Source organism: Siccibacter turicensis LMG 23730 (assembly GCF_000463155.2).
Taxonomy (GTDB): domain Bacteria; phylum Pseudomonadota; class Gammaproteobacteria; order Enterobacterales; family Enterobacteriaceae; genus Siccibacter; species Siccibacter turicensis.
The window spans coordinates 421,669-447,411 of record NZ_AWFZ01000017.1 but is presented as its reverse complement, the minus strand read 5'-3'; the positions used below and the strand labels follow the sequence as shown (position 1 = coordinate 447,411).

Annotated in this window: 21 protein-coding genes; 12 read left to right on the top strand and 9 right to left on the bottom strand. The window is 58.6% G+C overall.

Annotation, left to right across the window (positions count from 1 at the left end; all coding sequences use genetic code 11):
• Positions 1-220: 220 nt before the first annotated feature.
• Positions 221-856 carry a stringent starvation protein SspA gene (gene sspA, locus DW58_RS04005; RefSeq protein ID WP_024551132.1) on the top strand — a complete coding sequence of 212 codons (636 nt, stop codon included), beginning with the start codon at positions 221-223 and terminating at the stop codon, positions 854-856.
• Positions 857-861: 5 nt separating this feature from the next.
• Positions 862-1,359 carry a ClpXP protease specificity-enhancing factor gene (sspB, locus tag DW58_RS04000; RefSeq protein WP_024551133.1) on the top strand — a complete coding sequence of 166 codons (498 nt, stop codon included), beginning with the start codon at positions 862-864 and terminating at the stop codon, positions 1,357-1,359.
• Positions 1,360-1,451: 92 nt separating this feature from the next.
• On the opposite strand, the gene DW58_RS03995 is transcribed toward sspB, so the two are convergent.
• The gene (locus DW58_RS03995; protein WP_024549427.1) at positions 1,452-3,950 is read right to left on the bottom strand and encodes an autotransporter family protein; all 2,499 of its coding nucleotides are present in this window, start codon (positions 3,948-3,950) and stop codon (positions 1,452-1,454) included.
• A gap of 339 nt (positions 3,951-4,289) precedes the next feature.
• On the opposite strand from DW58_RS03995, the gene nanR reads away from it, so the two are divergent.
• From nanR to nanQ, 6 genes are all read left to right on the top strand, one after another.
• Complete coding sequence (gene nanR, locus DW58_RS03990; RefSeq protein WP_024549426.1) at positions 4,290-5,075, top strand: transcriptional regulator NanR; 786 nt, start codon at positions 4,290-4,292, stop codon at positions 5,073-5,075.
• Positions 5,076-5,212: 137 nt separating this feature from the next.
• A complete protein-coding gene (nanA, locus tag DW58_RS03985; protein ID WP_024549425.1) occupies positions 5,213-6,106 on the top strand; it encodes an N-acetylneuraminate lyase in 894 nt (297 codons plus the stop codon).
• Positions 6,107-6,187: 81 nt separating this feature from the next.
• Positions 6,188-7,678 (top strand): MFS transporter, encoded by a 1,491-nt coding sequence (locus DW58_RS03980; protein ID WP_024549424.1) that lies wholly within the window; start codon positions 6,188-6,190, stop codon positions 7,676-7,678.
• 5 nt (positions 7,679-7,683) lie between these two features.
• The gene (locus DW58_RS03975) at positions 7,684-8,373 is read left to right on the top strand and encodes an N-acetylmannosamine-6-phosphate 2-epimerase (protein WP_024549423.1); all 690 of its coding nucleotides are present in this window, start codon (positions 7,684-7,686) and stop codon (positions 8,371-8,373) included.
• A complete protein-coding gene (gene nanK, locus DW58_RS03970; protein ID WP_024549422.1) occupies positions 8,370-9,245 on the top strand; it encodes an N-acetylmannosamine kinase in 876 nt (291 codons plus the stop codon). Before DW58_RS03975 ends, nanK begins: the two co-directional genes overlap by 4 nt.
• Complete coding sequence (nanQ, locus tag DW58_RS03965) at positions 9,242-9,709, top strand: N-acetylneuraminate anomerase (protein ID WP_024549421.1); 468 nt, start codon at positions 9,242-9,244, stop codon at positions 9,707-9,709. Before nanK ends, nanQ begins: the two co-directional genes overlap by 4 nt.
• 41 nt (positions 9,710-9,750) lie before the next feature.
• Here the strand turns inward: nanQ and DW58_RS03960 are convergent, their stop codons facing one another.
• Positions 9,751-11,169: a glutamate synthase small subunit gene (locus DW58_RS03960; protein WP_024549420.1), complete on the bottom strand. Its 1,419-nt coding sequence runs from the start codon at positions 11,167-11,169 to the stop codon at positions 9,751-9,753.
• A 9-nt stretch (positions 11,170-11,178) separates the two neighbouring features.
• Positions 11,179-15,639: a glutamate synthase large subunit gene (gene gltB, locus DW58_RS03955; protein WP_029696339.1), complete on the bottom strand. Its 4,461-nt coding sequence runs from the start codon at positions 15,637-15,639 to the stop codon at positions 11,179-11,181.
• Positions 15,640-16,320: 681 nt separating this feature from the next.
• Here gltB and mnmL point away from each other — a divergent pair.
• From mnmL to mtgA, 4 genes are all read left to right on the top strand, one after another.
• Complete coding sequence (gene mnmL, locus DW58_RS03945; protein WP_024550741.1) at positions 16,321-17,283, top strand: tRNA modification radical SAM protein MnmL/YtqA; 963 nt, start codon at positions 16,321-16,323, stop codon at positions 17,281-17,283.
• A 91-nt stretch (positions 17,284-17,374) separates the two neighbouring features.
• The gene (gene arcB, locus DW58_RS03940) at positions 17,375-19,711 is read left to right on the top strand and encodes an aerobic respiration two-component sensor histidine kinase ArcB (RefSeq protein ID WP_024550742.1); all 2,337 of its coding nucleotides are present in this window, start codon (positions 17,375-17,377) and stop codon (positions 19,709-19,711) included.
• Between the two features lie 228 nt (positions 19,712-19,939).
• Positions 19,940-20,593 carry an isoprenoid biosynthesis glyoxalase ElbB gene (elbB, locus tag DW58_RS03935; protein WP_024550743.1) on the top strand — a complete coding sequence of 218 codons (654 nt, stop codon included), beginning with the start codon at positions 19,940-19,942 and terminating at the stop codon, positions 20,591-20,593.
• The gene (gene mtgA, locus DW58_RS03930; protein WP_024550744.1) at positions 20,590-21,318 is read left to right on the top strand and encodes a monofunctional biosynthetic peptidoglycan transglycosylase; all 729 of its coding nucleotides are present in this window, start codon (positions 20,590-20,592) and stop codon (positions 21,316-21,318) included. Before elbB ends, mtgA begins: the two co-directional genes overlap by 4 nt.
• Here the strand turns inward: mtgA and yrbL are convergent.
• The 6 genes from yrbL to rpoN all read right to left on the bottom strand — a co-directional run bounded on the left by yrbL (position 21,315) and on the right by rpoN (position 25,701).
• Positions 21,315-21,956, bottom strand: coding sequence for a PhoP regulatory network protein YrbL (gene yrbL / locus DW58_RS03925; protein WP_024550745.1), 642 nt, complete (start codon positions 21,954-21,956; stop codon positions 21,315-21,317). The two genes, mtgA and yrbL, sit on opposite strands and share 4 nt — an antisense overlap.
• 197 nt (positions 21,957-22,153) lie before the next feature.
• Positions 22,154-22,426, bottom strand: a complete 273-nt coding sequence (gene npr / locus DW58_RS03920; protein ID WP_024550746.1) for a PTS phosphocarrier protein NPr — start codon at positions 22,424-22,426, stop codon at positions 22,154-22,156.
• Positions 22,423-23,277 (bottom strand): RNase adapter RapZ, encoded by an 855-nt coding sequence (gene rapZ, locus DW58_RS03915; RefSeq protein WP_024550747.1) that lies wholly within the window; start codon positions 23,275-23,277, stop codon positions 22,423-22,425. Before rapZ ends, npr begins: the two co-directional genes overlap by 4 nt.
• Positions 23,278-23,346: 69 nt before the next feature.
• Positions 23,347-23,832: a PTS IIA-like nitrogen regulatory protein PtsN gene (ptsN, locus tag DW58_RS03910; protein WP_024550748.1), complete on the bottom strand. Its 486-nt coding sequence runs from the start codon at positions 23,830-23,832 to the stop codon at positions 23,347-23,349.
• Between the two features lie 125 nt (positions 23,833-23,957).
• A complete protein-coding gene (gene hpf, locus DW58_RS03905) occupies positions 23,958-24,245 on the bottom strand; it encodes a ribosome hibernation promoting factor (RefSeq protein ID WP_024550749.1) in 288 nt (95 codons plus the stop codon).
• Positions 24,246-24,267: 22 nt separating this feature from the next.
• The gene (gene rpoN / locus DW58_RS03900; protein WP_024562564.1) at positions 24,268-25,701 is read right to left on the bottom strand and encodes an RNA polymerase factor sigma-54; all 1,434 of its coding nucleotides are present in this window, start codon (positions 25,699-25,701) and stop codon (positions 24,268-24,270) included.
• Positions 25,702-25,743 lie beyond the last annotated feature (42 nt).

Below are 25,743 nucleotides of genomic sequence, written 5' to 3'. Positions count from 1 at the left end.
ATTCCGTCGCTTTTTTACCAAATCTCGAAATCCCTTCACCACAAGGGGCGCAAAATCTGGTAAACTATCATCCAATTTTCTGCCCAAATGCTGCGAACTGCTGGTCTTTTGTTTGAAAAATAAACAAAAGAAGATGCGGCACCACAGGCAAGTCGATAAATCTGACTGGTCACAGGTGTGACTGGCAGCAGTACTATTCTGAATATACCTGGAGGTTTTCATGGCTGTCGCTGCCAACAAACGTTCGGTAATGACGCTGTTTTCTGGTCCTACTGATATCTATAGCCATCAGGTACGTATTGTCCTGGCCGAGAAGGGTGTCAGCTTCGAAATCGAGCATGTGGAAACGGATAACCTGCCGCAGGATCTGATTGACCTCAACCCGAATCACAGCGTCCCGACGCTGGTTGATCGCGAGCTGACGCTGTGGGAATCCCGCATCATCATGGAATACCTTGATGAGCGTTTCCCGCACCCACCGCTGATGCCGGTTTACCCGGTTGCGCGTGGTGAAAGCCGCCTGTACATGCACCGTATTGAAAAAGACTGGTATTCGCTGATGAACATCGTCGTTAACGGTTCTGCACAGGAAGCGGAAACGGCGCGTAAGCAGCTGCGTGAAGAGCTGCAGGCTATTGCCCCGGTTTTCGGTCAGAAACCTTATTTCCTGAGCGATGAATTCAGCCTGGTAGACTGCTACCTGGCACCGCTGCTGTGGCGTCTGCCGCAGATGGGCATTGAGTTCAGCGGCGCCGGTTCTAAAGAGCTGAAAGGGTACATGACGCGCGTATTTGAGCGTGACTCGTTCCTGGCCTCTCTGACCGAAGCCGAGCGCGAAATGCGTTTGCGGGGCTAACGCTCGTGGATATGTCTCAGCTATCTCCACGCCGCCCTTATCTGCTGCGCGCCTTCTATGAATGGCTGCTCGACAACCAGCTGACGCCACATCTGGTGGTCGATGTCACGCTGGATGACGTTCAGGTGCCGATGGAATACGCGCGCGACGGGCAGATTGTGCTGAACATCGCGCCGCGCGCGGTGGGTAACCTTGAGCTGGCAAACGACGAAGTGCGCTTCAATGCCCGCTTTGGCGGCGTGCCGCGTCAGGTTTCCGTTCCGATGGCGGCCGTGCTGGCAATTTATGCGCGTGAAAACGGTGCCGGCACCATGTTTGAGCCGGAAACGGCTTACGATGGTGATATGGCAAGTCTGAACGATGACGATGCGCCTGAGGCTGAACCGGAAACGGTAATGTCAGTGATCGACGGTGACAAACCGGATCATCAGGATGACGACGACTCTCCGGACGACGATCCGCCACCGCGCGGCGGTCGCCCCGCACTGCGCGTGGTAAAATAACGCAGCAAAATAAAAGCCGGCAGGGAGATCCCGCCGGCTTTTTTGTGCCTGTACACCCTGCGGGCAGCCGTAACCGCCCGCATGACCGCTGGCTACCAGCGGTGGTTCAGCAGTACGTGGCCTGAGTAAGACGACCAGTCGTTTTCACCCCATTCACCCACCGCGCGCAGCGAGATGGTGGTGGTCGGGTTCAGATTACCGGTGATGCCGGTTTCCGCCTGATAACGCTCATCGGCAACGCCGGAATCAAGCTTCTCGTCGTTAAAGCTCATGTCGCTCTGGCCGTTGCCGCTGATCCAGTGGGCACCCACATACGGCTGCCATGCTTCAACGTTGACCTGATCCACATAGCCGACGCGCACACCGAGACGGGTGGTCAGAGAGTCGTACTCTGAGGTCGTGATGCGGGTGCCGTTAGCTTCCACGTGATCGTTCTGATCGAGATTGCTGTAGATAGCCTGAATCTGCGGCTCAATTTTGAAGGTCCGCGGTTGCTCTGAAGGCAGCAGCCAGGCGTGACCCACCTCCACCGATCCGGCAACCCCCTGGCTGCTGTAGTGCTCATCCGGCATATCGTCGCCGATAACCTGGTTATCAAACCAGTGATAGGCAATCCAGGTGTCAATGTAGCCACCAAGACGTTTGGTTTGATCCTGCTGCCAGGTCGCATAGAGCCCGACGTTGTAACCCTCTACGTTACCGGATGAAGAACGGTCGTTGTGAGCCGCGTTGGCGCTGGTATCGCTGTGGCCGACGCCCAGCATGAACCCGCTATGCAACGTGCCGTTGGACAGCCAGGTTGACATCACGTCGCTACCCAGCTGCATCACGGTTGATGAGATGTCATAGTCCAGGTTGTTATTGGCCATGCTGGCATCGGTATACTGGCCTTTGACGTACATCCAGGTGTTCAGGTCGTCTTCGTCGCGCAGCATCACCTGGTCACGGTCGTCACGCTTGTGCTGGAACATCTGCTGGGCGGCAACGTAGTTCGCCATGTAGATACCCACTTCCGGACGATAGATTTCCGGAGTGTTACCGCCGTTGTCAGGATCGGGCTGTTTCGCCGCTGACTCCAGGTACCAGTTGCCGTCGGTGTGCTGGTTCAGGTTGTACTCCCAGGCACCCGCAACCACCGGTTTGTCCAGTGTGAACACCGCGTCGGAGCTGCCGCCTACGCCAATCACTTCGATGCCGTTGAGGGTTTGCGCCCCCATACCGCCGACGTTTGCCACGGCCACGGAAGAGGTGCCTGCGCTATTCCCGGTGATAGCCAGATGGTCGGTCAGCGAGCTGTCGTCGCCGGCGACGGTATTCATGACGATGGTACTGCCCTGTGCGCCGGTGTAGTCGCCGTCGATGACGAAGTTGTTACCTGCGGTGTTGCTGGCGCTGGCGAGCAGCAGCGTGCCCTGGTTGGTGACGTTGCCGTTAATGGTGTCACCGGTTGAGGCTGCGCCGGTGCTGCTCAGCGTATTACCGCTAATGGCGTTCCAGGCAGCAAGCGTACCGCCGCTGGCGATGAGCAGATTCTGGTTAACGGTACCCGCCGAGGCGAAGGTGGCGCCGCTATCCACGGTCAGGGTAGCCGTGTTACCCGTGGCACCGAGGGTCGCGCCCTGTGCCACCAGCGTGGTACCCGCTTTCAGCTCGCTGTCGCCGGTATAGGTGTTGTTACCGCCCAGCGTCAGGGTGTTGGCATCCTGCTTGATCAGACGGCCGGTACCGGAGATATCGTTGTTCCAGCTATAATCCGCTGCCTGGTTAACAATCAGCGTGCCGTTGTTCTCGATATTACCTTCCAGCGAGGCATTTTTACCGCTGCCGGTTCCGAGCTGCAGAGAGGCACCGCTGTCGATAAGGCTGCCGCCTTTATTGGTGACGTCGCCGCCCAGGGTTAACGCGCCTGTTTTGACATACAGGCTGTCCGCAGCGCTACCGATCAGGTCAACGTTGCCGGTCAGGGTCCACTTGTCGCCATCCATCGTCAGGGATTTAAAGCCGTCCTGACCTTTAGTAACACCAATAAAATTGGCTTCTTCAGTTCCAGATTCATTGAGCGTAATGGTATTGTTGGTGGAAGTCGCAGAAGTTACGTCACCTTCTAAATTAGAACCCTCTTTCAGGATGAGGGCATTAGACCCATTACCTGTAAAAGAAATAGCACTGGTTCCGCCTGAAATGGTTCCTGTATTTATGATAGTAAGATTTTTATCATTGATGACTTCAATACCCGTCGTGTTGCTACTTATATTTCCTTTATTCTCCAGGGTCACCATAGAGGATGTTTGATCGGTGATATTTATCTCAAGAGCCGAGGCTGAGTTGCCTTTAACGGTTCCATTGTTTACGATCGACTCAATATCGTCCCCTAAGGCGATGATGCCGGCTTTACCCTCTTTCCCTGTCATGGTAACGCCCGGGTTGATGATGTATTCAGTATCACCCATCAGAGCATAAGTGCTATTGGTATCTTTATCGACCGTGGTGGTCGCATTGACCATCAGTGGCGAAAATAAAAGCGCCATGGGAAAAGCATGCGCGATTAATCGGGTGATAGTATTTTTCCTGAATGCTTTCGATTTATTCATAATTACGTCCCATATAATAATGAGTAAACTGCTACTCCCTTTAAAGGTCGGCAAGTGTATGCGTTTTTTTTAATAAAGTGAAGGTGGCCAAAATCTCTATATTTTCTGCGTTTTGAATGATGTGGTTTATTTATGAAATAAGAGCTTATATTTTTATTTTGTATATTTATTGCGGCGTTGTCCGAGCGGAGATTCTCTTTCCTGCTGGTCTGCACGCTGCCTGCTGTGGCCAGCCCTCCACCGGCCAACGTAACCCGGCGGTTGCTTTTCGCACCCCCGATTTTCCTGTGTTATCATGATGATTGTTTATTTCTTACCACTTCACAGAACACGGCGTTTATGCGTACTCCCGGCGAAGAAAACAGTGACAAAACCCCTGACACCCTCGGTCGCACGTTGTCGCGTCGTCCGTTGGCGCGCAAAAAGCTCTCGGAAATGGTCGAGGAAGAGCTGGAGCAGATGATCCGTCGGGGCGAGTTTGGCGAAGGGGAGCAGCAGCTGCCCTCCGAACGCGAACTGATGGCATTCTTTAACGTGGGGCGCCCCTCGGTACGTGAAGCGTTGGCCGCGCTCAAGCGCAAAGGGCTGGTGCAAATCAATAACGGTGAACGCGCGCGGATCTCCCGCCCCTCCGCGGACACCATCATCGGTGAGCTCTCCGGCATGGCGAAGGATTTCCTCGCTCATCCTGGTGGGATTGCGCATTTTGAACAGCTGCGCCTGTTTTTTGAATCAAGCCTGGTGCGCTACGCCGCGGAGCACGCCACCGACGAGCAGGTGAAACAGCTGGAAAAGGCGCTGGAGATTAACCAGCGCTCGCTGGACGACAACGCGCTGTTTATTCGCTCCGACGTTGATTTCCACCGCGTGCTGGCCGGCATCCCGGGTAACCCTATCTTCCTGACCATTCACGGTGCGCTGCTCGACTGGCTTATCGCCGCACGTCCCAAAGTGGCGGATCGCGAACTGCACGAGCACAATAACCTCAGCTATCAGCAGCATATCGCCATTGTTGATGCGATCCGCCGCCGCGATCCTGACGAGGCCGATCGCGCCCTGCAGACCCACCTCACCAGCGTATTTGCGACCTGGCATGCCCTGCGTGCCAGCAGTAAACAGCCGTAACCCTTTCCTCGTAAAACGATCGTTTATTGGGATCGATCGCACATAAGCGACATGCGCCCCTATTGCTGCTTCTTTAGTCTGGTATAACAGGTATAAAGGTATACAGATGAACGTGAACGTTTCGCAACGAGGTAAAGATGAACACAACGCTACGTGGGGTGATGCCCGCACTACTGACACCGTTTGATAATCAACAGAAACTGGACAAAGAGAGCCTGCGCCGGCTGGTGCGTTTTAACATTCAGCAGGGGATGGATGGGCTGTACGTGGGAGGCTCGACCGGGGAGGCATTTGTGCAAAGCGGCGCCGAGCGCGAGGAGGTGCTGGAGATCGTCGCCGAAGAAGCGAAGGGGAAACTCACGCTGATCGCCCATGTCGGAACCGTCAGCACCCACGAGAGCCAACAGCTTGCCGAAGCCGCCAGCCGTTATGGCTATGATGCCGTCTCCGCCGTCACGCCGTTTTATTACCCGTTCAGCTTCGAGGAGCACTGCGATCACTACCGGGCGATTATTGATTCCGCGGATGGCCTGCCGATGGTGGTCTACAACATCCCGGCGCTGAGCGGCGTAAAGCTTACGCTCGATCAGATCAACACCCTGGTGACGCTGCCCGGCGTGGCCGCGCTGAAACAGACCTCCGGCGATCTCTTTCAGATGGAGCAGATCCGCCGCGCGCATCCGGATCTGGTGCTTTATAACGGCTATGACGAGATCTTTGCTTCCGGCCTGCTGGCGGGCGCCGATGGCGGTATCGGCAGCACTTACAACATCATGGGCTGGCGCTATCAGGGCATTGTCAGCGCGTTGAAGGCGGGAGACATCGCCCGCGCGCAGGCTCTGCAAAGCGAATGCAACCGGGTTATCGATCTGCTGATCAAGGTCGGGGTTTTCCGCGGCCTGAAAACCGTGCTGCATTACATGGATGTGGTGGCCGTGCCGCTGTGCCGCAAACCCTTTGCCCCGGTTGATGAAAAATATCTGCCTGAACTGAAAGCATTAGCGCAACAGCTCCAACAAGAACAGCGCTAAAAAACCGGTGCCGGGCTCTCCGGCACCGCTTACCCGACCCTACAAAACAGCTATGGGCACCGCCCATCGCGGGAGATACCGATGAGTACGTCAGTCCAGAATATCCCGTGGTACCGTCATCTCAACCGGGCGCAGTGGCGTGCATTCAGCGCCGCCTGGGTGGGATATTTGCTTGATGGTTTTGATTTTGTATTGATTGCCCTGGTGCTCACCGAAATTCAGGGTGAGTTCGGCCTGACCACGGTCGAGGCCGCGAGCCTTATCTCGGCGGCGTTTATATCGCGCTGGTTCGGCGGGCTGATGCTCGGCGCGATGGGTGACCGCTACGGCCGCCGTCTGGCCATGGTCAGCAGTATTATTCTCTTCTCTGTAGGCACGCTGGCCTGCGGGCTGGCGCCGGGCTACACCACCATGTTTATCGCCCGACTGGTGATTGGCATGGGGATGGCGGGCGAATATGGCTCCAGCGCCACCTATGTCATTGAAAGCTGGCCGAAGCACCTGCGCAACAAAGCCAGCGGTTTCCTGATATCCGGCTTTTCGGTAGGGGCGGTGATCGCCGCTCAGGTCTACAGCCTGGTCGTCCCGGTCTGGGGCTGGCGCGCGCTGTTTTTCATCGGCATCGTGCCGATTGTGTTTGCGCTGTGGCTGCGTAAAAACATTCCGGAAGCGCATGACTGGAAGGAGCGGCACGCTGGCAAAGCGCCGGTGCGTACCATGGTGGATATCCTCTATCGCGGCAAACATCGCCTTATCAATATGCTGATGACCGTCGCGGCAGCGACCGCGCTGTGGTTCTGTTTTGCCGGGGAGTTGCAAAACGCCGCGCTGGTGGCCGCGCTTGGCCTGCTGAGCGCCGGGATCTTTATCAGCTTTATGGTGCAGAGCAGCGGCGGGCGCTGGCCCACCGGCGTGATGCTGATGATCGTCGTGCTGTTCGCTTTCCTCTACTCCTGGCCGATTCAGGCGCTGCTCCCGACCTACCTTAAAACCGAGCTGGCTTACACGCCGTCAACCGTCGCAACCGTGCTGTTTTTCAGCGGCTTCGGTGCCGCGGTAGGCTGCTGCGTTGGCGGTTTCCTCGGTGACTGGCTGGGGACACGCAAGGCCTATGTCTGGAGTCTGCTGGCGTCCCAGCTGCTGATCGTTCCGGTATTCGCCATCGGCGGCACCAGCGTCTGGGTACTCGGCCTGCTGCTGTTTTTCCAGCAGATGCTGGGGCAGGGGATCTCCGGGATTTTACCTAAACTGATTGGCGGCTACTTCGATACCGATCAGCGCGCGGCGGGCCTGGGATTCACCTATAACGTCGGCGCGCTGGGTGGCGCGCTGGCCCCGGTCATCGGTGCCGTTATCGCGCAGCGTCTGGATTTAGGCACCGCGCTGGGGTCGCTGTCGTTCAGCCTGACCTTCGTGGTGATCCTGCTTATCGGCCTGGATATGCCGTCCCGGGTTCAGCGCTGGCTGCGGCCCGATGCGTTACGCACCCACGATGCGATTGACGGTAAACCGTTCAGCGGTGCCATCGGGCGCGGCTGTGCCAGCGGCGAAATCATAAAAAACAAAGGGTAAAGACGATGACACTGATTGAACAACTGGAGGCGGGCATTACCACCAGCGGCGGCCTGATTGTGTCCTGCCAGCCGGTGCCGGGTAGCCCGCTGGATACCCCCGCGTTTGTGGCCGCGATGGCGCTGGCCGCCGAGCAGGCCGGGGCGATGGCGCTGCGCATTGAAGGCATTGAGAATCTGCGGGCGACCCGCGCGCGGGTGAGTATCCCGATTATCGGCATCATCAAGCGCGACCTGCCCGAGACGCCGGTGCGCATTACTCCCTGGCTGGAGGATGTGGATGCCCTGGCGCAGGCCGGGGCCAGCATTATTGCGTTTGACGGCACCGACCGCGTTCGGCCGGTGTCGGTGGAGGCGCTGCTGGCGCGCATTCACCAGCACGGTTTGCTGGCGATGGCGGACTGCGCCACGCTGGAGGATGGGCTTGAGTGCCACCGGCTCGGGGCGGAGCTAATCGGCACCACGCTGTCGGGCTACCTGACGCCTGACACGCCGAAAGCGCCGGATCTCGCGCTGGTAAGCGCCTTGCACCAGGCCGGATGCCGGGTGATTGCCGAGGGGCGCTACAACACGCCGGAGCTGGCCGCCGCGGCGATCGCACACGGCGCCTGGGCGGTAACCGTCGGCTCCGCCATCACCCGGCTGGAGCACATCTGCCAGTGGTATCAGGATGCGCTGCGGGAGGAGAGGCAATGACCACACTGGCGATAGATCTGGGCGGCACCAAGCTGGCGGCGGCCCTGATCGATGAGACGTTAACGCTCCGGGAGCGGCGGGAGCTTCCCACGCCGGCCAGTCGGACGCCCGACGCGCTCGCTGCGGCGCTGGAGCAGCTGACCGCGCCGCTGGTTTCACGTGCCCGGCGCGTCGCCATCGCCGCCACCGGGCTGATTGCCAAAGGAACGCTCCAGGCGATCAACCCCGCCAATCTCGGGGGGCTGCTGCACTTTCCGCTGGTGCAAACCCTGGAGCGGATAACCGGTCTGCCCACGCTGGCCATCAACGATGCGCAGGCCGCGGCATGGGCGGAGTACCACGCCCGCGCGCCGGATCGGAGCGACATGGTGTTCCTGACCATTTCCACCGGCGTCGGCGGGGGAGCGATCAGCGGCGGCAGGCTGCTGACCGGCGACAGCGGTCTGGCGGGGCATGCCGGGCATACGCTCGCCGACCCGAACGGCCCGCGCTGCGGGTGCGGGCGTATCGGCTGCGTGGAGGCGATAGCGTCGGGCAGGGCCATTGCCGCCGCGGCGCAGGGGGATCTGGCCGGATGCGACGCGCGGGCCATTTTCGCCCATGCCCTTCAGGGCCACCCGCAGGCCTGGCAACGGATAGCGGATTCCGCCCGCACCGTGGCCCGGCTGATTGCGGATATCAAAGCGCTCACCGACTGCCAGCGCGTAGTGCTCGGCGGCAGCATCGGGCTGGCGGAGGGGTATCTGACGCAGGTTGAGGCGTTTCTGGCCGACGAGCCGGTGGTGTATCGCCCGGCGCTTCTCCCGGCGCACTACCGACATGATGCCGGGCTGCTGGGCGCGGCGCTGATTGCACAGGAGGCACTGCCATGATCCTCGGACACATCGATTCCCCCTCTCTGGCGGGCTGTCATCCTGAACTGGTGCGCGCCATCGGCATCGCGCTTGATGCGCAGCCGCAGGCATGTGCGCCGGGCCGCTATGAGCTGGAGGGCGACAGGCTGTTTATGAACGTCATGCACCTGACCACTCAGTTGCCCGACGAGAAGAAAGCCGAGCAGCACCGCGCTTACGTGGATATCCAGATCCTGCTCGCCGGTGAGGAGCGCATTCTGTATGGCGTGGTCGGGAGCGGGCGGCAGTGCGAGACGTGGCACGAGGAGGAGGACTACCAGTTGTGCGGCGAGATCGACAATCCGCACAGCCTGCTGCTGCGTCCTGGGATGTTTGCGGTGTTTATGCCTGACGAGCCGCACAAGCCGGGGTGTACGGTGGGGGAGCCGGGCGAGATTAAGAAGGTCGTCATTAAGCTACATCGCGCCGCGCTGGGACTATAAAAAAACGGGCCTGTTATCAGGCCCGTTTCGTATTACCCGTTTTACACTTCCAGGTAATTCATGATGCCATCCGCAGCCTTGCGGCCTTCGGCAATCGCCGTCACCACCAGATCGGAACCGCGCACGATATCCCCACCGGCGAAGATTTTCGGATTGCTGGTCTGGAACGCGTTCTCGCTGCCTTCCGGGGCGATGATGCGGCCCTGAGAATCCAGCTCGACGCTGTGCTTCGCCAGCCACTCCATGCTGTGCGGGCGGAAACCAAACGCCATCACCACCGCATCGGCAGGCACCACGTGCTCTGATCCAGGAACGATCTGCGCGCGACGACGGCCCTGCTCATCCGGCTCGCCCATCTCGGTGCGCACCATCTTCAGGCCGCTGACGTTGCCGTTGGCGTTGATCTCAATCCCCAGCGGCTGAACGTTGAACTGGAACTCGACGCCCTCTTCGCGCGCGTTTTTCACTTCGCGACGGGAGCCAGGCATGTTCTCTTCGTCACGACGATACGCACAGGTCACGTGGGTCGCGCCCTGGCGAATCGAGGTGCGCACGCAGTCCATCGCGGTATCGCCGCCGCCCAGTACGATGACGCGCTTGCCTTCCATATTAATGAACGGATGGGCGCTGTCTTCGCTAAAGCCCATGTGCTGGCGGGTATTGGCGATGAGGAACGGCAGGGCTTCGTACACTCCCGGCGCATCTTCATTTTCCAGCCCGCCGCGCATCGACTGATAGGTGCCAACGCCGAGGAATACCGCATCGTAGTCTTTCAGCAGATCGTCGATCTGCACGTCGCGGCCCACTTCGGTATTGAGGTGGAACTCAATGCCCATGCCGGTGAAGATCTCACGACGGCGGGTCATCACCTCTTTTTCCAGCTTGAAGGCCGGGATACCGAAGGTCAGCAGACCGCCGATTTCCGGGTGGCGATCGTAGACTACCGCCTTCACGCCGTTGCGGGTCAGCACGTCGGCACAGGCAAGCCCGGCCGGGCCGGCACCGATTACCGCCACGCGTTTACCGGTCTGCTTCACGCCGGTAAGGTCGGGACGCCAGCCCATCTCAAACGCTTTATCGTTGATATAGCGCTCAATGTTGCCGATGGTCACCGCACCGAACTCGTCGTTCAGGGTACAGGAGCCTTCACACAGGCGGTCCTGCGGGCAGACGCGCCCGCACACTTCCGGCAGGGTGTTGGTCTGGTGCGACAGCTCCGCCGCTTCGATAATGCGTCCCTCTTCGGCGAGCTTCAGCCAGTTCGGGATGTAGTTATGCACCGGGCATTTCCACTCGCAGTACGGGTTCCCGCAGGCGAGGCAGCGGTCTGCCTGCGCCTTGGCCTGACTTTCAGAAAACGGCTCGTAAATTTCTACAAATTCAATTTTACGGATCTTGAGCGGCTTCTTCGGAGGATCAACACGCTGTAAATCAATAAACTGGTATACGTTCTGACTCATATCGACCTCTTACTGCGCCTGCACCCGCAGCTCGGCTGCGGAACGACTACGGTGACCCAACAATGCTTTTACATCACTGGACTTCGGTTTAACCAGCGCGAATTTGGTGGAGAACGCCGGCCAGTTTGCCAGAATCTCTTCCCCACGCTGAGAGCCGGTTTGCTGGACGTGCTCGGTAATCAGGCCACGCAGGTGCTCTTCGTGAATCGCCAGATCGTCAACGCTCAGCACTTCCACCAGCTCCGGGTTCACGCGCTTACGGAACTCGCCGTCTTCATCCAGCACGTAGGCGAAACCGCCGGTCATGCCCGCGCCAAAGTTCACCCCGGTTTTGCCAAGAATACAGACGATGCCACCGGTCATATATTCACAGCCGTTATCACCGATGCCTTCCACCACGGTAATCGCGCCGGAGTTACGCACCGCGAAACGCTCGCCCGCACGGCCCGCGGCGTACAGACGCCCGCCGGTGGCGCCGTAGAGGCAGGTGTTACCGATGATGCTCGCTTCGTGGCTGCGGAACGCAGACCCCACCGGCGGACGCACCGCCAGCAGACCGCCGGCCATGCCTTTACCGACGTAGTCGTTGGCATCCCCGGTCAGGTAAAGCTCCACGCCACCGGCGTTCCACACGCCAAAACTCTGGCCTGCGGTACCGCTGAAGTGCGCCCGGATAGGATCGGATGCCAGGCCCTGATCGCCGTGGATACGGGCGATGTAGCCGGACAGCGAGGCGCCCACCGAGCGGTCGGTGTTGCGGATATCGAACCAGAAGGTTTTGCTCTGGCGGTCATCCACATACGGCTTCGCCTGGTTCAGCAGCTGCGCGTTCAGCACGCCGTTATCAAACGGCGGGTTGTGCTCGGTGCAGTGCAGCGCTTTGCCCGGATGCGGCTCAGCGGTTTCCAGCAGGCGGGAGAGATCCAGCTTCTGCTGCTTCGCCGTAAAGCCGTCCAGCACCTTCAGCAGGTCGGTGCGGCCAATCAGATCCACCAGACGCGTAACGCCGAGCTGCGCCATCAGTTCACGGGTTTCGCGCGCGATAAATTCAAAGTAGTTGGTCACTTTGAACGGCAGGCCGTGATAGTGGTTCTTACGCAGTTTCTCATCCTGGGTCGCTACGCCGGTGGCGCAGTTGTTCAGGTGGCAAATACGCAGGTATTTACAGCCCAGCGCAACCATCGGGCCGGTACCGAAGCCGAAGCTTTCCGCACCGAGAATGGCCGCTTTGATGATGTCGAGCCCGGTTTTCAGACCGCCATCAACCTGCAAACGGATCTTATGACGCAACCCGTTCGCCACCAGCGCCTGCTGGGTTTCCACCAGGCCCAGCTCCCACGGACAGCCCGCGTATTTCACGGAGGAGAGCGGGCTGGCGCCGGTGCCGCCGTCGTAGCCGGCGATGGTGATGAGATCCGCATAGGCCTTCGCCACGCCGGTGGCGATAGTGCCCACGCCCGGCTCGGAGACCAGCTTCACGGAGATCATCGCTTTCGGGTTGACCTGTTTGAGGTCGAAAATCAGCTGCGCGAGATCTTCAATCGAGTAGATATCATGGTGCGGCGGCGGGGAGATCAGCGTCACGCCCGGCACCGAGTAGCGCAGTTTGGCAATGTAGGGCGTCACTTTGTCGCCCGGCAGCTGGCCGCCTTCACCCGGCTTGGCACCCTGAGCGACTTTAATCTGGATAACATCGGCATTGACCAGATACGCCGGCGTCACGCCGAAGCGGCCGGATGCGACCTGCTTAATGCGCGACACTTTGTTGGTGCCGTAGCGCGCCGGATCTTCGCCGCCTTCCCCGGAGTTGGAGTTGCCGCCGATGCTGTTCATCGCTTCGGCCAGCGCTTCATGCGCTTCCGGGCTTAACGCCCCGATAGACATGGCCGCGGTATCGAAACGCTTGAACAGTTCGCTGGCAGACTCGACGTCATCCAGGCTGACCGCCTCACCCTGCGGATTAAGCGCCAGCAGATCGCGCAGCGTCGCCGCCGGACGTTCGTTAACCAGCTTCGCGTAGTGTTGATAGTCGCTGTACTCGCCGCTCTGCACCGCCTGTTGAAGGGTGCGGACCACGTCCGGGTTGTAGGCGTGGTATTCGCCGCCGTGGACGTACTTCAGCAGACCGCCCTGTTCCAGCGGCTTACGCACCAGCCAGGCACGCTTCGACAGGTTCAGCAGGTCCTGCTGGAAATCCGCAAACCCGGCGCCGCCGATGCGGCTGACCACGCCCTGGAAGCAGAGGGATGACACCTCATCATGCAGTCCGACCGCTTCAAACAGCTTCGAGCAGCGATAGGAGGCGATGGTCGAAATGCCCATTTTGGACATGATCTTATACAGACCTTTGTTAATGCCGTTGCGGTAGTTCAGCATCACGCTACGGTAATTTTTCTCAATAGCGCCGGTATCAATCAGTTTTGCCAGGGTTTCATAGGCAAGGTACGGATAGATCGCGGTGGCACCGAAGCCCAGCAGCACGGCAAAGTGGTGCGGATCCCGGGCGCTGGCGGTTTCGACAATAATGTTGGCGTCGCAGCGCAGGTTTTTCTCAACCAGCCGCGTCTGGATCGCACCCACCGCCATCGGTGCCGGCACCGGCAGACGGTTCTTCGCGATGTTACGGTCGGACAGCACCAGCAGGACGGTACCGTCGCGCACCATCTGCTCGGCTTTATCACACAGCGCGTTAACCACCGCTTCCAGCGTCGTCTCGGTCACATCGAAGGTGATATCGAGCGTGTCAGCGCGATAGTGATGCTCCTGAATGGTGGTGAGCTGTTTGAAATCGGAGTAGAGCAGAATCGGCGATTTGAAGCTCAGACGGTGCGCCTGGCCTTCAGCTTCGCAGAACACGTTCATCTCCCGACCAATGCTGGTGGCGAGCGACATCACGTGCGCTTCACGCAGCGGATCGATCGGCGGGTTGGTGACCTGCGCGAACTGCTGGCGGAAATAGTCGTAGATGATGCGCGGCTGGCTGGAGAGCACGGCAAACGGCGTATCGTCGCCCATTGAGCCAACGGCTTCCTGGCCGTTTTCGCCCAGCACGCGGATCACGGTGTCCAGCTCTTCGTTGCTGTAGTTGAACTGCTTCTGGTAGCTGGAGAGCAGGTCATCATCCAGTTCGCGGGTGCCCACCTGGTCGTCCGGTAGATCTTCGAACGGCACCAGACGACGCACGTTTTTCTCCATCCACTCTTTATACGGATGGCGGATTTTCAGGTCGTGGTCGGTCTCGCCGGAGTGGAGAATACGTCCGATGCGGGTGTCGATCACCATCAGCTCGCCCGGCCCGACGCGGCCTTTTTCCACCACTTCGTCAGGCTGGTAATCCCAGATACCGACTTCCGAGGCGCAGGTGATGAGCTTGTCTTTGGTGATGACGTAGCGCGCCGGGCGCAGGCCGTTACGGTCGAGGTTACAGGCGGCGAAGCGGCCATCCGACATCACGATGCCCGCCGGGCCGTCCCACGGCTCCATGTGCATAGAGTTGAAGTCAAAGAAGGCGCGCAGATCCGGATCCATGTCTGGGTTGTTCTGCCAGGCTGGCGGCACCAGCAGGCGCATAGCGCGCACGATATCCATCCCGCCCGCCAGCAGCAGCTCAAGCATGTTATCCATGGAGCTGGAGTCGGAGCCGGTTTCGTTGACGAACGGCGCGGCGTCGTGCAGATCGGGGATCAGCGGCGTCTGGAATTTATAGGTACGCGCACGCGCCCATTGACGGTTACCGGTGATGGTGTTGATCTCGCCGTTATGCGCCAGGTAGCGGAACGGCTGCGCCAGCGGCCAGCGTGGGACGGTGTTGGTGGAGAAGCGCTGGTGGAACAGGCAGATGGCCGATTCCAGACGCAGGTCCGCCAGGTCCAGGTAGAAGCGCGGCAGATCCGCCGGCATACACAGACCTTTATAGATGTTGACCAGGTTCGAGAGGCTGCAGACGTAGAAGTCTTTATCGTCCTGGATGCGTTTTTCAATGCGGCGGCGGGCAATGAACAGGCGGCGCTCCATATCGCGCGGACGCCAGCCGGCCGGGGCGTTAACAAAGATCTGCTCAATACGCGGCAGCGAGGAGAGGGCGATGTCGCCGAGTACGCCTTCGTTAGTCGGCACCTCGCGCCAGCCCACGATCGACAGCGTTTCGCGCTGCAGCTCTTCTTCGACAATGCGGCGGGAGGCCTGGGCCTTATTGGCATCCTGGCTTAAGAAAATCATGCCGACGGCGTAGTTTTTGGCTAAACGCCAGCCGCGCTCTTCTGCCACGAAGCGGAAGAAACGATCCGGTTTTTGCAGCAGTAAGCCGCAACCGTCACCCGTTTTGCCATCGGCAAGGATGGCGCCACGGTGCTGCATCCGGGCCAGTGCGTGAATAGCAGTACGCACTACCTTGTGGCTAGGTTCGCCTTCTATGTGGGCGATCAGGCCGAAACCACAGTTATCCCTCTCAAGAGATTTATCGTACAACATATCAGTGAACCTCCCCAGGCTCTACGGACCCCTTCCGCAACCGATGACGCGCAGGCGTAAGAAGGGCAAGGCGACGATAAAATGCGTGGCGGTATCGCCTCGCGTGTCGCCCTCTCTTTTCCTTTTCGCATCGGTACACAAGTGTTGAGGACTTGCTTAAGAGGGAATCTCAATTACTGCATAAATATGATGAGCAGAACGCTCATCCAGAAAGCTTCCAGCGGATTTCCAACTTATCGGGAATCCGGACACAGGTCAAATGGCATTCTTATTTATAAAAAAGGGGTATAAATGCAGGTTAACTTTTTGTTTATAAACATGATTTAACCTTTTTTACATTCATTAAACCCGGCGCGGCGCGGAAAGGGAGTGTGATCTGACTCACTGTTGATAAGCGACAAAAACTATAAACCGTCCTGTTATTAGCAACACTACCAGCATAAAACGCCAGTGAAGCGCCGTTAGCCGCAGCATGACACTGTTTTATCCACGGTGTCATATTCCTTAAATAATGGGCAAAGTTATAAGCAAAAGTAATCGCCGCTGAACTGATTCAAAAATCAATTTAAGTGAATGGTTATTCATGGGGTAAAGCGCGGCCAGGACGATTGATCCATGTCATCGCCGGACGAGGTTAAAAATGGCAGGCTTGGCCCTTTTCTCAGGGCGGCCTCTCAGATTATGCAGTTACACAAATTAGTCAATATGTTTGGCGGCGATCTCGCCCGACGCCACGGCCAGAAAGTTCATAAGCTTACGCTGCACGGCGGCTTCAGCTGCCCCAATCGCGATGGCACTATCGGGCGCGGCGGCTGCACCTTCTGTAACGTCGCGTCGTTTGCCGACGAAACGCAACAGCAGCACTCCATCCGCGAACAGCTGGCCCTGCAGGCTCAGCGTGTCAATCGCGCGTCGCGCTATCTCGCCTATTTTCAGGCCTACACCAGCACCTGGGCCGAGGTTCAGGTGCTGCGCACGATGTACCAGCAGGCGGCCAGCCAGGCGAACGTCGTCGGCCTGTGCGTCGGTACGCGCCCTGACTGCGTGCCGGAGAGCGTGCTGGACCTGCTGGCGGGGTATCGGGAGCAGGGATTAGAAGTCTGGCTGGAGCTGGGCTTACAGAGCGCACACGATAAAACCCTGCGTCGTATCAATCGCGGCCATGACATGGCTTGCTATCAACGCACCACCCGGCTGGCGCTGGACCGCGGCCTGAAGGTTTGCTGTCATCTCATCGTCGGTCTGCCCGGCGAAGGGATGGCGGAAAACCGCATCACGCTCGATCGGGTAGTGGAAAGTGGCGTACAGGGAATTAAACTTCATCCGCTGCACATCGTTACCGGCAGCACGATGGCGAAGGCCTGGCAGGCGGGACGGCTCAACGGCATAGCGCTTGAGGACTATACGGCGATTGCCGGGGAGATGATCCGCCATACGCCGCCCGAGGTGGTGTTTCACCGCGTCTCGGCGAGCGCCAGACGTCCAACGCTGCTGGCACCGCTGTGGTGCGAGAACCGCTGGACCGGCATGGTGGAGATCGACCGCTACCTGACGCAGCACGGCGGTCAGGGCAGCGCCCTGGGTCGCCCCTGGCACCCGCCCGAGGCGGTAGAATCTGCGACCACCCGCGCCGCAAGCCGCTAAACCTGACGCCGGGCCGCATTTTTTTCGCACGGTCATCAACGTAGCGCCCGGAATTCAGTATGATGGGCCAAAGCTTGCTAAGGAATAAAACATGAAGCAGATCCGCATGTTGGCGCAGTACTACGTTGATTTGATGATGAAGCTGGGACTGGTGCGCTTCTCAATGCTGCTTGCCCTGGCGCTGGTGGTGCTGGCGATCGTGGTGCAGATGGCGGTTACCATGGTGCTGCACGGCCAGGTGGAGAGCATCGACGTTATCCGCTCCATCTTCTTCGGTCTGCTGATTACGCCCTGGGCGGTGTACTTTCTGTCGGTGGTGGTTGAACAGCTTGAGGAGTCGCGCCAGCGGCTGTCGAGGCTGGTCGAGAAGCTCGAAGAGATGCGCGATCGCGACCTGAAGCTCAACGTGCAGCTGAAGAACAACATCGCCCAGCTCAATCAGGAGATTGCCGACCGCGAAAAGGCCGAAGCGGAAAGGCAGGCCACCTTTGAGCAGCTCAAGATCGAAATGAAAGAGCGTGAAGTCACCCAGCTTCAGCTTGAGCAGCAATCCTCCTTCCTGCGCTCTTTCCTCGACGCTTCACCGGACCTGGTGTTTTATCGTAACGAAGATAAAGAGTTCTCCGGCTGCAACCGCGCCGTGGAACTGCTGACCGGCAAAAGCGAAAAGCAGCTGATCGGCCTGCGACCCCAGGACGTCTATACGCCGGAAGCGGCGGAGAAGGTGCTGGAAACCGACGAAAAGGTGTTCCGCCACAACGTCTCGTTGACCTACGAACAGTGGCTTGACTACCCGGACGGACGCAAAGCCTGCTTTGAGATCCGTAAAGTGCCTTATTACGACCGCGTAGGTAAGCGCCACGGGCTAATGGGCTTTGGACGCGACATCACCGAGCGTAAGCGCTATCAGGATGCCCTGGAGCGCGCCAGCCGCGATAAGACCACGTTTATCTCCACCATCAGCCACGAGCTGCGTACGCCGCTTAACGGCATCGTCGGCCTGAGCCGGATCCTGCTTGACACTGAACTGACCGCGGAACAGGAAAAGTACCTGAAGACCATCCACGTCTCGGCGGTCACCCTCGGGAATATCTTCAACGATATTATCGATATGGACAAAATGGAGCGGCGTAAAGTCCAGCTGGATAACCAGCCGGTAGATTTCACCAGCTTCCTTGCCGACCTGGAGAACCTGGCCGGGCTACAGGCGCAGCAAAAAGGGCTACGCTTTGTGATGCAACCGGCGCTGCCGCTGCCGCATATGATTCAAACCGACGGAACCCGTCTGCGTCAGATCCTCTGGAACCTCATCAGTAACGCGGTGAAATTCACCCAGAAGGGGCAGGTCACCGTGCGGGTGAGCTATGAGAAGGGCGCCGTGCTGCGCTTTGAGGTCGAGGACTCCGGCATCGGCATCCCGCAGGACGAGCAGGATAAAATCTTTGCCATGTACTATCAGGTCAAAGACAGCCACGGCGGCAAACCCGCCACCGGCACCGGCATCGGGCTTGCGGTATCACGTCGCCTCGCGAAAAGCATGGGCGGGGACATCACCGTCAGCAGCCAGCCGGGTAGCGGCTCCACCTTTATCCTGACGGTGCAGGCGCCGCGCGTGGCCGAAGAGGTAGAGAACACCCTCGACGAAGACGATATGCCGCTGCCGGCGCTGCACGTGCTGCTGGTGGAGGATATCGAACTCAACGTTATCGTCGCGCGGTCGGTGCTGGAGAAACTTGGCAACAGCGTTGACGTGGCGATGACCGGCAAAGAGGCGCTGGAGATGTTCACTCCGGACGAATACGACCTGGTGCTGCTGGATATTCAGCTGCCGGATATGACCGGCCTGGATATCTCACGCGAGCTGAACCAGCGCTATGCGAAAGACGAACTGCCGCCGCTGGTGGCGCTGACCGCAAACGTGCTGAAGGATAAAAAAGAGTATCTCGATGCCGGTATGGATGACGTACTGAGCAAACCGCTGGCGGTGCCTGCCCTGGCCGCCACCATCAAAAAATTCTGGGACGCCCGGGATGAGAAGCAGGAGAACGTGATGGAACAGGATCAGGATAAGCAGCAGACGCTGTTTGATATTCCCATGCTTGAGCAATATATCGAGCTGGTCGGCCCGAAACTGATCACCGACGGTCTGGCGGTATTTGAAAAAATGATGCCGGGCTACATCAGCGTGCTGGAATCCAACTTCACCGCCCGCGATCAGAAAGGCATTGTCGAAGAGGGGCACAAAATTAAAGGGGCCGCCGGTTCGGTTGGCCTGCGTCACCTGCAACAGGTCGCCCAGCAAATTCAGTCTCCGGATTTACCGGCGTGGTGGGATAACGTTGGTGAATGGATTGAAGAGCTGAAGCAGGAGTGGCAGTCGGATGTTGGCGCGCTGAAAGCGTGGGTAGAAACCGCGTATAAAAAATGACCCCGGCTAAACCGGGGTGCGCGAATACTGCGCCAACACCAGGGAAAGAGTGGCTTCGCCATTCGGATAGGAGTTATCAGGCGGGCGCGGCCAGTTATCTTTTGTTGGGTCGCTCATAAGATAGCAAAACTTAAATGTCTTGTTACATGAATCGGTAAAATGTGTGACGCTTAACGTTTAATTGCAAATTTGTGATTGTCGTCAAGGTGTTATCGGAGGAGCAGGGAGATGAAAAAAGTCGGTGTGGTTCTCAGCGGATGCGGCGTCTATGACGGATCTGAAATCCACGAAACGGTGATTACGCTGCTGGCACTGGCGCGCGCTGGCGCTATTGTCGTCTGCTACGCGCCCGACAAAGCTCAGGCGGACGTGATTAACCATCTGACGGGTGAGGCGATGCCGGAAACGCGCAACGTGCTGGTTGAGTCCGCTCGCCTGGTACGCGGCGATGTGCATCCTCTGAACACGGCCCGGGCAGAAGACCTGGATGCGCTGATCGTGCCCGGCGGCTTTGGCGCGGCGAAAAACCTGTGCTCCTTTGCCCGGGACGGTAGCGAAACGCAGGTCGACGGCGATCTGCTGCGGCTAAGCCAGGCGATGCATCAGGCCGGAAAACCCCAGGGCTTCCTGTGCATTGCCCCCGCCATGCTGCCAAAAATTATTCCTGCGCCGCTGCGTCTGACCATCGGCACGGATATTGACACCGCCGATCTGATCGAAGAAATGGGTGGGGAACACGTACCTTGCCCGGTCGAGGATATCGTGGTCGATGAGGACAATCGTCTGGTCACCACGCCGGCGTACATGCTGGCCGAAAATATCGCCCAGGCAGCGCAGGGTATTGAGAAGCTGGTCGACCGGGTGCTTGACCTGTGCGAATGAAACGCGGGCGCCGTTCCCCGCTGGGGCTGATCAAACGCTGGCTGGTGCGCACGGTTCTCATCGTATGCGCATTCTGGGTCAGCGGTATTCTGGCGTTCAGCGTGCTGCCGGTACCGTTTTCCATGGTGATGCTGGAGCGGCAGCTTTCGGCCTGGTTCAGCGGCGATTTCGGCTACATCGCGCACTCGGATTGGGTGGGAATGGACGAGATCTCTCCCTGGATGGGGCTGGCGGTGATTGCCGCTGAGGATCAGAAGTTCCCGGAGCACTGGGGCTTTGATACGGCGGCTATCCAGAAGGTGCTGGAGCATAACGAACGTAACGGCGGCCGGGTGCGCGGCGCCTCGACCCTGTCTCAGCAGACGGCGAAAAACCTTTTTCTGTGGGACGGGCGTAGCTGGCTGCGTAAAGGGCTGGAAGCGGGATTGACCCTCGGGATGGAAACGGTGTGGAGCAAAAAACGCATCCTCACCGTCTACCTGAATATCGCGGAGTTTGGCGACGGGGTGTTTGGCGTTGAGGCAGCCTCGCAGCGCTATTTCAACAAGCCTGCCAGCCGGTTAACCTCTGGCGAGGCGGCGCTGCTTGCCGCTGTGCTGCCTAACCCCACTCGCTATCAGGCCGCGGCGCCGTCGGGCTACGTGCGCAGCCGTCAGGCGTGGATCCAGCGTCAGATGCGACAGCTGGGCGGCGAAACCTTTATGGCTCGCCACCAGCTGGATTAGGCCTGGCGGGACGACAACGAGAGCGCGCTGCCGCTTGCGGGCAGGTGCGCGTCGCTCTCCATGTCCAGTACCGCAGCCAGTTCCTTATGGGCAATAAAGCGTTCCCAGGAGCGCGCCAGCTTGCGACGGCAGAACCAGCCGGACCAGGTCGCCAGCGGGATCAGCGTACCTTCACCGATGTTGTCACACACCACCGGCACCACTTCAGATTCGCTGATGCGGCGGCACAGAATGTTCTGCGGCTTCAGCGTCATGGTCACAATGCGATTGTTGTGCAGGTAGCGCTTCAGCACTTTCAGCATGTGGCGCAGCACTTTGGCGTCTTCAGGATAGCGACACTGCTCGACAAACTCCGTCAGCGTCACTGAGGGCTTGCCGTCGAAATCGGTAATCACGTCATAGACATACCCGGTCCCACAGTCGGTTTCCACCGTGCCGTAGTAACGCGGGATGCCGCTCCAGTCTTTCAGGCGACGTGACAGCTGCGCATAGTATTTCAGCTCGCGTCGGGTCTCTTTATCGCCGCCGTGACCGCTGTTATAGACAATCTTAATGCAGCGCTGGGCATCATCCGGGTGCGGATAACACTTGCGGTGCCGCCCGGTACCCAGGGGGGTCAGTTCTGATAAATGTATCATGTGACTTTCCTGGAAATATTCATTAACACATCTGCAAGTATGACCAGGAGAGTTAAATGAACTTTCAACGAATGGCTTAAGTTTTTCTTAAGGTTCACTCTGGGTCGCAAGATCGCACAAAATGTAGATAGCGGGGAGCGAGGGGCAAAAAAAAACGCCGCGAGGCGTTTTTCGAAAGGAAGGGCAAAGCGAGCAGGTTACTCTTCGTCGAACCCGGCGTTGAACAGCGCGATTACCGCGGCCAGCGCCTCTTGCTCCTGCGGCCCACTGGCTTCCACCTCAATATGACCGCCCTGGGCGGAGTCGAGCATCAGCAGGGCGATAACGCTGCTGGCCTCGGCCTCGGTGCCGGCTTCATTGCGCAGCAGCACCTCGGCATCGAAGCTCTGTACCAGCTCAAACAGCTTCATCGCCGGGCGGGCGTGCATTCCCAGCTTGTTGGTGATTTCAACGGTCTGTTTTACGGTCATGCTTTGCGTTTTTCCAGGGTGCGATGGCGGGACTGCACGTTCTTGCCGCGCGAGCGGAAGTAGTCAGCCAGCTGTTCAGCGATATACACCGAGCGATGCTTGCCCCCGGTACAGCCGATAGCCACCGTCAGGTAGCTGCGGTTGTTGGTTTCCAGCATCGGTAGCCACAGCTCAAGGTAGCTGCGGGTCTGATAGATAAAGTTATGGACTTCGGTATGCCGGTCGAGGAACGCGGCTACGGGCTTATCAAGGCCGGTCATGGGGCGCAGCTTCGGATCCCAGTGCGGGTTTGGCAGGAAGCGCACGTCAAACACGTAGTCGGCATCAATAGGGATACCGTGTTTGAAGCCAAAGGACTCAAACACCATGGTCAGCTCGCGCTCGCGTTTGCCAAGCAGGCGGGTGCGCAGCATCTCTGCCAGTTCGTGAACCGACATCTCCGAGGTATCGATGATCAGATCGGCCCGCGAGCGCAGCGGCTCCAGCAGGTCGCTCTCTTCATCAATGGCGCTTTCCAGCGACAGGTTTTTGCTCGACAGCGGATGCAGGCGACGGGTGTCGCTGTAGCGGCGAATCAGGGTATTGCGGTCGGCATCAAGGAACAGCAGCTGCGGGGAGAAGGTATCCGGCAGGTTGCTCATCGCCTGTTCAAACACTTCCGGCGACTCCGGCATATTACGCACGTCAATGCTGACCGCCGCGGAAATCTGACGCTCGGCCAGCGAATTCGCCAGCTCGGGCAGCAGCACGACCGGCAGATTATCGACGCAGTAAAAGCCCATATCTTCAAGCGCACGCAGGGCGACAGATTTCCCTGAGCCCGAACGGCCACTGACAATCATCAGCACCATGAACTGTCTCTCCCCCAGACATCAAAGGATGCCGTTACGACATCCTTTCTGGCCATTAGCCGGCCGCTATTATTCGGTATCATCACTGCCTTCAGTAATGATCTGATACAGCTCCTCGTCACTCTGCGCCGCGCGCAACCGGCGGCAGATCGTTTTGTCAGCCAGGCGGCGGGCCACCAGCGACAGCGTATGCAGATGTGTTTTGGTCTGATCGGCAGGCACCAGCAGCGCAAACAGTAAATCGACCGGCTGGTTATCAATCGCATCGAAGGCGATGGGCGTTTCAAGCTGCACGAATACACCAACCGCTCGTAGCGTGTCCTCCTCCAGTTTTCCATGGGGGATGGCGATACCGTTACCGATGCCGGTACTGCCCATACGTTCGCGGGTCAGTATCGCTTCAAAAACGACCTGCGGCGGCAGGCTAAGCTGCTTCGCGGCCAGTTCGCTGATGATCTCCAGCGCACGTTTCTTACTCTGGCAGTGTACGCCACTTCGCGTACATTCCTGGTTCAGGACAGTGCTCAGTTGCAGAGCGGATTCGTTGTTCGTCATATCAGTTCACCTAAGCGTCCCGTTGTACGCCCGCCGGTTCTGGCCGCAGGATGCGCGCCTTTCAGCGATAAACGGCTCGGGCAGAGGCCACGAGCCGTCGACGTACCAGCTTAACGCCCGGACAGTCAATGTTGTTTTAGTTTATCTTTATGTTTGTTAAGTTGCCGCGCCAGTTTATCAATTAAACCGTCGATCGCAGCATACATATCCTGGCCTTCCGCGCTGGCATGCAGCTCCCCGCCATTCACATGCAGGGTGGCATCCGAAATATGAGTGACTTTCTCCACCTTCAGCACAATATAAACCTGGTTAATCCTGTCAAAGTATTGTTCCAGTTTGGCAAACTTCGTCGTCAAGAAGTCGCGCAGCGCTTCAGTGATTTCGACGTTCTGACCGGTAATGTTGAGCTGCATAGTGTCTTCCTTATCGGTTGAGTCAAACCAGCTGTTTGCGCTGGTTGGACGGCGGGATGGATAAAGACTCTCGATACTTCGCAACGGTACGACGGGCTACCATAATGCCCTGGTCGGAAAGCAGGGTCGTCAGTTTACTGTCGCTCAGCGGTTTGGCGGGGTTTTCCGCCGCGATTAATTTCTTCACCAGCGCCCGGATCGCCGTGGAGGAGGCTTCGCCGCCGCCCTCGGTATTCACGTGGCTTGAGAAGAAATATTTCAGTTCAAAAATACCTCGCGGACTGTGCAGATACTTCTGCGTGGTGACACGGGAGATGGTGGACTCATGCATTTCGACGGCCTGGGCGATATCTGCCAGCACCATCGGTTTCATGAACTCTTCGCCTTTTTCAAAAAAAGCCTGCTGCTGTTCCACAATGCAGCGGCTGACGCGCAGCAGCGTGTCGTTACGGCTTTCAAGGCTTTTGATCAGCCACTTCGCTTCCTGGAGATTGCTGCGGATAAAGTTGCTGTCCGCCTCGTTGCGCGAGCTACCGCCGAGCGAAGCGTAGTGCTGATTAATGGAGAGGCGCGGCAGGCTATCGGCATTGAGCTCGACCGTCCAGCGTCCGGCGTGTTTGCGCACCAGTACATCGGGAATCACATACTCCGGCTCGCCGGTCTGAATTGACTGGCCCGGACGCGGATCGAGCGACTGGATCAGCGCCATCGCCTCTTTCAGCACGTCCTCTTTCAGGCGCGTCACGCGCATCAGGCTGCGGAAGTCGTGGTTCGCCAGCAGATCGAGGTGATCGCTTACGATCCGCTGGGCTTCGGCGAGGCGGGGCGTCTCTTTGGCAAACTGGGAGAGTTGGATCAGCAGACAGTCGCGCAGATCCCGCGCGGCAACGCCGACCGGATCGAAGCGCTGAACGCGTTTGAGCACCGCGCACACCTCTTCGATGGACAGCTCATCGTTACCGATGCTTTCCAGAATGTCTTCCACCGGAACGGTGAGGTAGCCGGTGTCGTCAACGGCATCAACAATGGAGGTGGCGATAGCGCGATCGGTATCAGAGAAGGGCGTCAGCTGGACCTGCCACATCAGGTAGTCCTGCAGCGACTGGGTGGTTTCACCCTGATAAACCGGCAACTCGTCGTCCTGATAATCCACGCCGTTGCCTGAAGGGGTGCCGGCGGTGTAGATCTCATCCCAGGTGGCGTCGAGCGGCAGCTCTTCCGGCATGTCGGGCTGTTCGAGCGCTTCCCGGGTATCCAGCGCTTCGCTGTCGGCGCTCTCCTGGGTGGCAATCTCATCGTGAAGATCGGTTTGCTCAAGCAGTGGATTGCTTTCCAGCGCCTGCTGTAGCTCTTGCTGAAGTTCTAGCGTGGACAACTGCAGCAGGCGAATGGCCTGTTGCAGCTGTGGCGTCATGGCAAGCTGTTGGCTGAGCCTAAGTTGCAAACCTTGCTTCATAATCAGAGCAGACGTCCTCAGGTTTTAAGCCTATGATCTTTC